The sequence below is a fragment of the Streptococcus pseudopneumoniae genome, from assembly GCF_038148935.1.
Classification (GTDB): domain Bacteria; phylum Bacillota; class Bacilli; order Lactobacillales; family Streptococcaceae; genus Streptococcus; species Streptococcus pseudopneumoniae_U.
In genome coordinates, this window is the sequence record NZ_JBBJZX010000070.1 from 1 (window position 1) to 10,340 (window position 10,340).

Here is a 10,340-nt window from a genome sequence, read left to right on the forward strand (position 1 = left end):
TTATTGTGATTCGAATGCGATAATGTCTTTAGTAAATCGAACGTGAAAATGTCCCATTTGGTAGAATAGTCATATGAAAAGGATCCAACTGAATATGAATGAAACGAAAAAATATCTTGTGATAAAAGCTATAGACCAAGGAAAGAAAACAAAGAATCGAGCCTGTGTCGAACTCAATCTTTCTGAAAGACAAATCAATCGTCTGCTACTAGTCTATCAACAGAAAGGAAAAGAAGCCTTCAGACACGGAAACAGAGAATTGGAAGATTTTTTATTTGTGTCTTAAATCAGATTTTACGTGACATTTTCTGCTCTTCACATGTCATTGTTGATTAACAAAAAACAACATTGAAAATAGGTGTATAAAAATCATCTCTAACTACTACTCAGGAGATGCCTGTTAAGTCTAAGTACCACAGCTCATCTATCGGTTTTCTCACTATAATATCCGAGTCTAAATACAGTACACGAACCTCACTTACATACTTAGGAATAAAATACCTAAAGAAGGTAGCGTAAGAAAGTCCCTCAAAGGGCAAACGATAATCTTTCAGAATACTACTGTCAATCGGAAGATCATCATTAAAAATATAAAACTTCCGATTATCATAATGAATACACAGGGATTTTATTGTTGTTTCAACTTTATTCATACTGAGCATTACTTGCTCCTAAGACAATCGCTTTTTTCTCTTCTTTCACTCTTTATCTCATTTCTTTTTATTCCCATCATATGTTTCTACGTAAGCATTATTTTCGCCCATTCGTTCGTAAAACCATACCAGTGGAGATTTTAGATGAAGTCCCATTACGGTTTACAATTTTTACATTACGACACGAAGTTTGGCAAATCGATTTCATTTGCCAAACGTAGTTAGTAAGCCAGTTAGCTAGGCTACCTACTTTCTGCTACAACGGAAAAATCCACGAATCAATATCATTCGCGGACTTTTACTAGTGAAGCGTTTAGGTAAGCCGATTGTTATACTACGACACGGAGTTTGGCAAATAGAATCGATTTGCCAAACGTAGTTAGTGAGGCAGTTAGCTAGTTCGCCAAATAGCGACTAGCGTCCAACAATTAGGAACTTGAGTTCCAATTGTTGGTACTGAGTCACATTTTTTCTTCCAACTCTACATCTGGATACTTGTCCGCAAACCAACGGAGAGCAAAGTCATTTTCAAAGAGAAAGACTGGTTGGTCGAAACGGTCTTTAGCCAAGATATTGCGGCTTGATGACATGCGTTCATCCAAGTCCTCAGGCTTGATCCAGCGAACGGTCTTTTTACCCATTGGGCTCATGACCACTTCAGCATTATACTCGCCTTCCATACGGTGCTTAAAGACTTCAAACTGGAGCTGACCAACAGCTCCCAGCATGTACTCGCCTGTTTGGTAATTCTTGTAAAGCTGAATGGCTCCTTCTTGTACCAATTGCTCAATCCCCTTGTGGAAGGATTTTTGTTTCATAACGTTTTTAGCAGATACTTTCATGAAAATTTCAGGTGTAAAGGTTGGTAGGGGTTCAAATTCAAACTTGTTTTTTCCAACTGTCAAAGTATCCCCAACCTGATAAGTACCTGTATCGTAAACCCCGATAATATCTCCTGCCACGGCATTGGTTACATTCTCACGACTTTCCGCCATAAACTGAGTGACATTCGAAAGTTTAGCCCCCTTACCAGTACGAGGCAGGTTGACACTCATGCCACGCTCAAATTCACCTGATACGATACGGACAAAGGCAATACGGTCACGGTGACGAGGGTCCATGTTGGCTTGGATTTTAAAGACAAATCCTGAGAAATCCTTATCATGAGGATCCACAATTTCGCCATCTGTTTTCTTGTGTCCATGTGGTTCTGGAGCAAACTTAAGGAAGGTTTCAAGGAAGGTCTGCACACCAAAGTTTGTCAAAGCTGAACCGAAGAAGACTGGCGTCAATTCTCCAGCCAGAATAGCTTCCTCTGAAAACTCATTCCCAGCTTCATTTAAAAGTTCAATGTCATCTTTGACTTGCTCATAGAAAGGATTGCTACCAAAAAGCTTGTCCCCATCTTCTAGACTAGCAAAACGCTCATCCCCTTTATAGAGCTCCAAGCGTTGGTTATAGAGGTCATACAATCCTTCAAAGGCTTTTCCCATCCCGATTGGCCAGTTCATCGGATAGCTAGCAATACCCAAGACTTCTTCCAACTCTTGCAAGAGGTCTAGTGGCTCACGACCATCACGGTCCAGCTTATTCATAAAGGTAAAGACTGGAATGCCACGATGTTTCACAACCTCAAACAATTTCTTAGTTTGAGCCTCGATCCCCTTGGCAGAATCCACGACCATGACCGCAGCATCCACCGCCATCAAGGTCCGATAGGTATCTTCTGAGAAGTCCTCGTGCCCTGGTGTGTCGAGGATATTGACGCGCTTGCCATCGTAGTCAAACTGCATCACAGATGAAGTAACCGAAATCCCACGTTGCTTCTCGATATCCATCCAGTCAGACTTGGCAAAAGTCCCTGTTTTCTTTCCTTTTACCGTACCAGCCTCACGAATCTCGCCCCCAAAGTAGAGCAACTGCTCAGTAATAGTAGTTTTCCCCGCATCCGGGTGGGAGATGATAGCAAAGGTACGACGTTTCTTAATTTCTTCTTGAATATTCATAAGTTCTCTTTCTTTGATTCTCTATTTTTCTTGTTTCAATAGCTAAGAATGATTTCTACATTGGATTTTACCATTCCTTTCAACACTCCATTATATCGGATTTTAGCATTTTTTTCAATTTCTATTTCTTTTCACTTATCCCTCCCTTATTTATAGGAAAATATGGTAAAATAGAACAGACTAAAAATCATCATTTCACGAAAGGATGCAAGATGAAAATTACGCAAGAAGAGGTAACACACGTTGCCAATCTTTCAAAATTAAGATTCTCTGAAGAAGAAACTGCTGCCTTTGCGACTACCTTGTCCAAGATTGTTGACATGGTTGAGTTGCTGGGCGAAGTCGACACTACTGGTGTTGCACCTACTACAACTATGGCTGACCGTAAGACCGTACTCCGCCCTGATATGGCCGAAGAAGGAACAGACCGTGATCGCTTGTTTAAAAACGTACCTGAAAAAGACAACTACTATATCAAGGTGCCAGCTATCCTAGACGATGGAGGAGATGCCTAATGACTTTCAACAATAAAACCATTGAAGACTTGCACAATCTCCTTGTCTCTAAGGAAATTTCAGCAACAGAATTGACCCAAGCTACGCTTGAAGATATCAAGTCTCGAGAGACAGCTATCAACGCTTTTGTTACCATCGCTGAAGAGCAGGCTCTTGCTCAAGCCAAAGCCATTGATGAAGCTGGAATTGATGCTGATAATGTCCTTTCAGGAATTCCACTTGCAGTTAAAGATAATATCTCTACAAATGGTATTCTCACAACTGCTGCCTCAAAAATGCTCTACAACTACGAGCCTATCTTTGATGCGACAGCCGTTTCCAATGCAAAATCTAAAGGTATGATTGTCGTTGGGAAAACCAACATGGACGAATTTGCCATGGGTGGTTCAGGTGAAACTTCACACTATGGTGCGACTAAAAACGCTTGGGACCAAAACAAGGTTCCTGGTGGTTCATCAAGTGGTTCTGCCGCAGCTGTAGCCTCAGGACAAGTTCGCTTGTCACTTGGTTCTGATACGGGTGGTTCTATCCGCCAACCTGCTGCCTTCAACGGGATCGTTGGTCTCAAACCAACCTACGGAACAGTTTCTCGTTTCGGTCTCATTGCCTTTGGTAGCTCACTAGACCAAATTGGACCTTTTGCTCCTACTGTTAAGGAAAATGCCCTCTTGCTCAACGCTATTGCCAGCGAAGATGCTAAAGACTCTACTTCTGCTCCTGTCCGCATTGCCGACTTTACTTCAAAAATCGACCAAGACATCAAGGGTATGAAAATCGCTTTGCCTAAGGAATACCTCGGTGAAGGAATTGACCCAGAGGTTAAGGAAACCATTCTGAATGCTGCCAAACACTTTGAAAAACTGGGTGCCATCGTTGAAGAAGTCAGCCTTCCTCACTCTAAATACGGGGTTGCCGTATACTACATCATCGCTTCATCTGAAGCTTCATCAAACTTGCAACGCTTTGATGGTATCCGTTACGGCTACCGCGCAGAAGATGCGACTAATCTTGATGAAATCTATGTAAACAGCCGTAGCCAAGGTTTTGGTGAAGAAGTGAAGCGCCGTATTATGCTAGGTACTTTCAGTCTTTCATCAGGTTACTACGATGCCTACTATAAAAAGGCTGGTCAGGTTCGTACCCTTATCATTCAAGATTTCGAAAAAGTCTTCGCGGATTACGACTTGATTTTGGGTCCAACTGCTCCAAGTGTTGCTTATGACTTGGACTCACTCAACCATGACCCAGTTGCCATGTACTTGGCTGACCTCTTGACTATACCTGTAAACTTGGCAGGTCTCCCAGGAATTTCGATTCCAGCTGGATTCTCTCAAGGACTACCTGTCGGTCTGCAATTGATTGGTCCTAAGTATTCTGAAGAAACCATTTACCAAGCTGCTGCTGCCTTTGAAGCAACAACAGATTACCACAAACAACAACCCGTGATTTTTGGAGGTGACAACTAATGAACTTTGAAACAGTCATTGGACTTGAAGTCCACGTAGAGCTCAACACCAATTCAAAAATCTTCTCACCTACTTCTGCCCACTTTGGAAATGACCAAAATGCCAACACCAACGTGATTGACTGGTCTTTCCCAGGAGTACTTCCGGTTCTCAACAAAGGTGTTGTCGATGCCGGTATCAAGGCTGCTCTTGCCCTCAACATGGACATCCACAAAAAGATGCACTTTGACCGCAAGAACTACTTCTACCCTGATAATCCCAAAGCCTACCAAATTTCTCAGTTTGATGAGCCAATCGGTTATAATGGTTGGATTGAAGTCGAGCTAGAAGACGGTACGACTAAGAAAATCGGTATCGAACGTGCCCACCTAGAAGAAGACGCTGGTAAAAACACCCACGGTACAGATGGCTACTCTTATGTTGACCTCAACCGCCAAGGGGTGCCATTGATTGAGATTGTATCTGAAGCAGACATGCGTTCTCCTGAAGAAGCCTATGCTTACCTAACAGCCCTCAAGGAAGTTATCCAGTACGCTGGCATTTCTGACGTTAAGATGGAAGAAGGTTCTATGCGTGTGGATGCCAATATCTCTCTTCGTCCGTATGGTCAAGAGAAATTCGGTACCAAGACAGAGTTGAAGAACCTCAACTCTTTCTCAAACGTTCGCAAGGGTCTTGAATACGAAGTGCAACGTCAAGCCGAAATCCTACGCTCAGGTGGTCAAATTCGTCAAGAAACACGCCGTTACGATGAAGCTAACAAGGCAACCATCCTCATGCGTGTCAAGGAAGGGGCTGCAGATTACCGCTACTTCCCAGAGCCAGACCTACCCCTCTTTGAAATCTCAGACGAGTGGATTGAGGAAATGCGGACAGAGTTGCCAGAGTTTCCAAAAGAACGCCGTGCGCGTTATGTATCTGACCTTGGCTTGTCAGACTACGATGCTAGTCAGTTGACTGCAAATAAAGTCACTTCTGACTTCTTTGAAAAAGCTGTTGCCCTTGGCGGTGACGCTAAACAAGTCTCTAACTGGCTCCAAGGAGAAGTTGCTCAGTTCTTGAATGCCGAAGGCAAAACACTTGAACAAATAAAATTGACACCAGAAAACTTGGTAGAAATGATTGCCATCATCGAAGACGGCACTATATCTTCTAAGATTGCCAAGAAAGTCTTTGTCCACCTGGCTAAAAATGGCGGTGGCGCGCGTGAATACGTTGAAAAAGCAGGTATGGTCCAAATCTCAGATCCAGCTGTCTTGATTCCAATCATCCACCAAGTCTTTGTGGATAACGAAGCTGCTGTTGCCGACTTCAAGTCAGGCAAACGCAACGCAGACAAGGCCTTCACAGGATTCCTTATGAAAGCAACCAAAGGCCAAGCCAACCCACAAGTCGCCCTTAAACTCCTTGCCCAAGAATTGGCGAAGTTGAAAGAAGATTAAAATGTAAAAACCAGCCCTGAGGTTGGTTTTTTCTCCCCTACCATCTCCCAATAACTATTTTGGCTTTATTTCCAGAAGATTTTATGGTAAAATGAAGAGTAATAATATTTATTAAAGAGGTAAAAACATGATTGAAGCAAGCAAATTGAAAGCTGGTATGACATTTGAAACTGCAGACGGAAAATTGATCCGCGTTTTGGAAGCTAGCCACCACAAACCAGGTAAAGGGAATACAATCATGCGTATGAAATTGCGTGATGTCCGTACTGGTTCTACTTTTGATACAAGCTACCGTCCAGAAGAAAAATTCGAACAAGCTATTATCGAGACTGTTCCAGCTCAATACTTGTACAAAATGGATGAAACTGCCTACTTCATGAACACTGAAACTTACGACCAATACGAAATCCCAGTCGTAAACGTTGAAAATGAATTGCTTTACATCCTTGAAAACTCTGATGTGAAAATCCAATTCTACGGAACTGAAGTAATCGGTGTCACTGTACCAACTACTGTTGAATTGACAGTTGCTGAAACACAACCATCTATCAAAGGTGCTACTGTTACAGGTTCTGGTAAACCAGCGACTATGGAAACTGGACTTGTTGTCAACGTTCCTGACTTCATCGAAGCTGGACAAAAATTGATCATCAACACTGCAGAAGGAACTTACGTTTCTCGTGCCTAATCTCTAGAAAGAGGTCATTCTATGGGAATTGAAGAACAATTTGGCGAAATCGTTATCGCTCCACGTGTACTTGAAAAAATCATTGCCATCGCAACTGCTAAAGTTGATGGTGTCCACTCATTTTCAAATAAATCCGTATCTGACACCCTATCAAAACTCTCTCTTGGTCGTGGAGTCTACTTAAAAGAAAGCAACGAAGAGCTAACTGCTGACATCTATCTCTACCTTGAGTACGGTGTGAAAGTACCTAAAGTTGCTATGGCTATCCAAAAAGCTGTTAAGGACGCTGTTCGTAATATGGCTGATGTGGAACTTTCTGTTGTCAATATTCACGTTGCTGGAATCGTTCCGGATAAAACTCCGAAACCAGAGTTGAAAGATCTGTTTGACGAGGATTTCCTCAATGACTAGTCCACTATTAGAATCCAGACGTGAACTTCGTAAATGCGCTTTTCAAGCTCTCATGAGCCTTGAATTCGGCACAGATATAGAAACAGCTTGTCGCTTTGCCTACACGCATGACCGTGAAGATGCAGATGTGCAAATCCCTGCCTTTCTTCTAAACTTGGTTTCTGGTATCCAAGCGCAAAAAGACAAGTTGGATAAACAAATCAACCAGCACCTCAAGTCAGGCTGGACAGTTGAACGCTTGACCTTGGTCGAAAAAAACTTACTACGCTTAGGAATCTTTGAAATCACATCATTTGATACACCTCAGCTGGTAGCAGTTAATGAAGCTATTGAACTTGCTAAGAATTTTTCAGATCAAAAATCAGCCCGCTTTATCAACGGACTGCTTAGTCAATTTGTAACTGAAGAAAATGAATAATCAAAAAGGTGTTTGGTCTTCCAGGCACCTTTTGACTTTCCCCTCTGCACAGAGTAATACTCTTCGAAAATCTCTTCAAACCGCGTCAACGTCGGCTTGTCGTATATGTGTTACTGACTTCGTCAGTTCTATCTGCAACCTCAAAACAGTGTTTTGAGCAGCCTGCAGCTAGCTTCCTAGTTTGCTCTTTGATTTTCATTGAGTATGAACTTGCTTGTGACTAGTCTAGGGAACTTTCCTAAAACTTTTGTTAAAGATAACTCAACTGAAACTGAACTTAAGAAAACTTTCAGAAAAAGTTTAGATTTTTTTCAGACTTCCCCTGTAAACTAAGCTCAAGCTAAATGAAGGCGAGGAAAAAAGTATGAAATCAAAAAAATGGACTCTAATCTTAACCAGTTTAACAGCTTTGACCTTGCTGACAGCTTGTGGGCAGTCAACGACCAAGTCAAGTACAACTGCAGCGGCAGATACCACTGCCATCACAACTTCAGCTAAAAACAGTCAATCTTCTTACTTTACAGAAAAGGACTACGACACTTCTTATGATGAAAATACAGCCTCTAAGATTGAATTGTCAGGCTCATCTGCAAGTGTCTCTGGAGACGGTGTGACAGTTTCTGGCTCAACAGTGACTATCTCAAAAGCAGGTACCTATGTCATTTCTGGTCAGTCTGACGGAGTGCAAATTAAAATTGCAGCTGATAAGTCTGATGATGTGAAACTTGTTCTAAAAGGTGCAAGTATGACCAATACAGATGCGGCTATTTCAGCGACATCAGCCGATCATGTCTACCTCACTTTAGCAGAAGGGACGACAAACAGTCTCTCTGACTCAAGCTCTAACAGTGATGAAAAGGCAAATGCCGCTCTCTTTTCTAAGATTGATTTGACCATCAATGGTTCAGGAACTCTCAATGTAGATGGCAAGAAAAGCAATGCTATCAAGGCTAACGACACCCTTCACATCACGGGTGGAACCATTAACATCACATCGGTAGGCGATGCTTTTAATGTCAATGATGAACTTAACATCACTGGTGCGACCATGACAATCGATGCCAAGGAAGATGGTGTCAAAGTTGACAATGATGACGATATGACTGTCGGAAATATGTATTTGGCGAACAATACCATAACAGTCACAGCAGGCGATGACGGCATTCACGCTTCTGGCAACCTAGTGATTGATAGTGGTACTTACACAGTCAAGAATGCGACTGAAGGAATTGAAGGGAAAGCCATTACGATCAATGGTGGTGATATCAATGTCTACTCGACAGATGATGGAGTCAATGCAGCCAATAAAAATGCCCAGCAAAGTGACATTTACTTTACCATGACAGGTGGAAATCTAACTGTCGAAGTCGGTCAAGGGGACACAGATCCGATTGACTCAAACGGGAATATCACAGTCACAGGCGGAACCATTAAATTGATAGGACAATCAGGCTTTGACTTTGATGGAACAGCAACCTATACAGGTGGGGATATTTACATCAACGGCGAAAAACAAACTGATATTGTCAATTCTATGCCTGGAGGCGGCGGTCCGAATGGAGGTCCTCAAGGCGGCGGTCCAGCCCCTGGCGGACGAGGATAAACAAAAACGAGGCTGGGCAAGAAGTCTTTGAAATCAGAAAACCGCATAGTATCAGGTCTTGAGAAACCTTGGTACTATGTGTTTTATTGTGGGGAGATTTACTTCATTTTCTCCTGAAGTCGACTTTTTGCCCAACATCGTTTTGTCCTGCTATTTGAGTTGTTCTACTTGACTACAAGTAAAAAAGGAGTATAATGTTGTAATAAATAAAGTTACAATAAAAAACAAAGGAGAAATAGATGACCTACGCATACAATAGTAAGATTTATTTGGCAGAGGCTGTTTTAAATGTTAAGGATTTGGCAAGTCAGACTGCCTTTTATCATCAGATTCTAGGTTTGAAAATCCTTTCTCAGACAGAATCTGAAAGTATTTTAGGAGCTGGTGGAAAGGCTTTGGTTCATTTACTGAAAACAGACAGACTAGAGGAGGTGCAAGATCACTATGGTCTCTATCACCTAGCTATCCTTTTACCAAGTCGTGAGGATTTGGCAAATCTGTTTAAGCATATAGCAGAGCTGCAAATTCAGCTAGTCGGTGGGGCAGATCATGGCTACAGTGAAGCAATCTATCTGGAAGATTTAGAAGGGAATGGGATTGAAATTTATTGGGATAAGCCTGTAGAGGAATGGGATGTTCGTGAGGATGGGCGCATTGTCGGAGTGACCGAAGTCTTATCTGCTCAAGAAATATATGAGATAGGACGTAAAGTAGAACCTTTTGAGATAGCCTCTACTACGCGCATGGGGCATATCCATCTTTCTGTCAAGGATAGTCAAGTAGCAAGCCAGTTTTATCAAAAGGTTTTAGGACTAGAGGATAAATTTAGTCTACCTAGTGCTAGTTGGATTGCATCTGGGGATTATCATCATCATTTAGCAGTCAACGAGTGGGGAGGAAAAAGGCTACTCAGAAATGAACAAGGATTACCCGGCTTAGCCTACTATGTCATTGAAGTCGCAAGCAAAGAAGAACTTCTAGCAATTGCCGAAAGAGGACAGGAAGTTGAGGCGCCTATCAAGTGGCTGACATCAACTCAGTTGGAAGTGACAGACCCAGACGGAATTGTGACCCGTATTCGCTTAGCTAGATAGGATGTGATAAAGACCAGCATCTCATACTCAATGAAAATCAAAGA

At 42.2% G+C, this 10,340-nt stretch carries 9 protein-coding genes and 2 pseudogenes; 9 read left to right on the forward strand and 2 right to left on the reverse strand.

Annotated elements, in window-relative coordinates; all coding sequences use genetic code 11:
• Window positions 1–94: 94 nt before the first annotated feature.
• Window positions 95–256: pseudogene (locus WKI42_RS07810) on the forward strand (helix-turn-helix domain-containing protein); the annotation flags it as partial.
• A 145-nt stretch (window positions 257–401) separates the two neighbouring features.
• Here WKI42_RS07810 and WKI42_RS07815 read toward each other — a convergent pair.
• Window positions 402–702: pseudogene (locus WKI42_RS07815) on the reverse strand (glycosyltransferase); the annotation flags it as partial.
• A 412-nt stretch (window positions 703–1,114) separates the two neighbouring features.
• A complete protein-coding gene (locus tag WKI42_RS07820) occupies window positions 1,115–2,659 on the reverse strand; it encodes a peptide chain release factor 3 (RefSeq protein ID WP_001025436.1) in 1,545 nt (514 codons plus the stop codon).
• Between the two features lie 212 nt (window positions 2,660–2,871).
• On the opposite strand from WKI42_RS07820, the gene gatC reads away from it, so the two are divergent.
• The 8 genes from gatC to WKI42_RS07860 all read left to right on the forward strand — a co-directional run bounded on the left by gatC (window position 2,872) and on the right by WKI42_RS07860 (window position 10,296).
• Complete coding sequence (gene gatC, locus WKI42_RS07825; RefSeq protein WP_050242200.1) at window positions 2,872–3,174, forward strand: Asp-tRNA(Asn)/Glu-tRNA(Gln) amidotransferase subunit GatC; 303 nt, start codon at window positions 2,872–2,874, stop codon at window positions 3,172–3,174.
• Window positions 3,174–4,640 carry an Asp-tRNA(Asn)/Glu-tRNA(Gln) amidotransferase subunit GatA gene (gene gatA / locus WKI42_RS07830; protein WP_368081622.1) on the forward strand — a complete coding sequence of 489 codons (1,467 nt, stop codon included), beginning with the start codon at window positions 3,174–3,176 and terminating at the stop codon, window positions 4,638–4,640. Before gatC ends, gatA begins: the two co-directional genes overlap by 1 nt.
• Entirely contained in the window at window positions 4,640–6,082 is a 1,443-nt protein-coding gene (gatB, locus tag WKI42_RS07835; protein WP_368081623.1) for an Asp-tRNA(Asn)/Glu-tRNA(Gln) amidotransferase subunit GatB, read from the forward strand. Before gatA ends, gatB begins: the two co-directional genes overlap by 1 nt.
• Window positions 6,083–6,209: 127 nt before the next feature.
• Window positions 6,210–6,770: an elongation factor P gene (gene efp, locus WKI42_RS07840; RefSeq protein WP_000568643.1), complete on the forward strand. Its 561-nt coding sequence runs from the start codon at window positions 6,210–6,212 to the stop codon at window positions 6,768–6,770.
• 21 nt (window positions 6,771–6,791) lie between these two features.
• Window positions 6,792–7,181, forward strand: coding sequence for an Asp23/Gls24 family envelope stress response protein (locus WKI42_RS07845; protein ID WP_050242198.1), 390 nt, complete (start codon window positions 6,792–6,794; stop codon window positions 7,179–7,181).
• Entirely contained in the window at window positions 7,174–7,599 is a 426-nt protein-coding gene (nusB, locus tag WKI42_RS07850; protein ID WP_176139385.1) for a transcription antitermination factor NusB, read from the forward strand. Before WKI42_RS07845 ends, nusB begins: the two co-directional genes overlap by 8 nt.
• Window positions 7,600–7,963: 364 nt before the next feature.
• The gene (locus WKI42_RS07855) at window positions 7,964–9,202 is read left to right on the forward strand and encodes a carbohydrate-binding domain-containing protein (protein ID WP_368081624.1); all 1,239 of its coding nucleotides are present in this window, start codon (window positions 7,964–7,966) and stop codon (window positions 9,200–9,202) included.
• Window positions 9,203–9,441: 239 nt separating this feature from the next.
• Entirely contained in the window at window positions 9,442–10,296 is an 855-nt protein-coding gene (locus WKI42_RS07860; protein ID WP_368080558.1) for a VOC family protein, read from the forward strand.
• Window positions 10,297–10,340 lie beyond the last annotated feature (44 nt).

What these genes read in the sequence shown, in the direction of transcription:
- gatC (WP_050242200.1), top strand. Translation starts at nt 2,872, where the DNA reads ATGAAAATTACGCAAGAAGAGGTAACACACGTTGCCAATCTTTCAAAA.
- WKI42_RS07855 (WP_368081624.1), top strand. Translation starts at nt 7,964, where the DNA reads ATGAAATCAAAAAAATGGACTCTAATCTTAACCAGTTTAACAGCTTTG.
- WKI42_RS07845 (WP_050242198.1), top strand. Translation starts at nt 6,792, where the DNA reads ATGGGAATTGAAGAACAATTTGGCGAAATCGTTATCGCTCCACGTGTA.
- WKI42_RS07820 (WP_001025436.1), bottom strand. Translation starts at nt 2,659, where the DNA reads ATGAATATTCAAGAAGAAATTAAGAAACGTCGTACCTTTGCTATCATC.
- nusB (WP_176139385.1), top strand. Translation starts at nt 7,174, where the DNA reads ATGACTAGTCCACTATTAGAATCCAGACGTGAACTTCGTAAATGCGCT.
- WKI42_RS07860 (WP_368080558.1), top strand. Translation starts at nt 9,442, where the DNA reads ATGACCTACGCATACAATAGTAAGATTTATTTGGCAGAGGCTGTTTTA.
- gatA (WP_368081622.1), top strand. Translation starts at nt 3,174, where the DNA reads ATGACTTTCAACAATAAAACCATTGAAGACTTGCACAATCTCCTTGTC.
- efp (WP_000568643.1), top strand. Translation starts at nt 6,210, where the DNA reads ATGATTGAAGCAAGCAAATTGAAAGCTGGTATGACATTTGAAACTGCA.
- gatB (WP_368081623.1), top strand. Translation starts at nt 4,640, where the DNA reads ATGAACTTTGAAACAGTCATTGGACTTGAAGTCCACGTAGAGCTCAAC.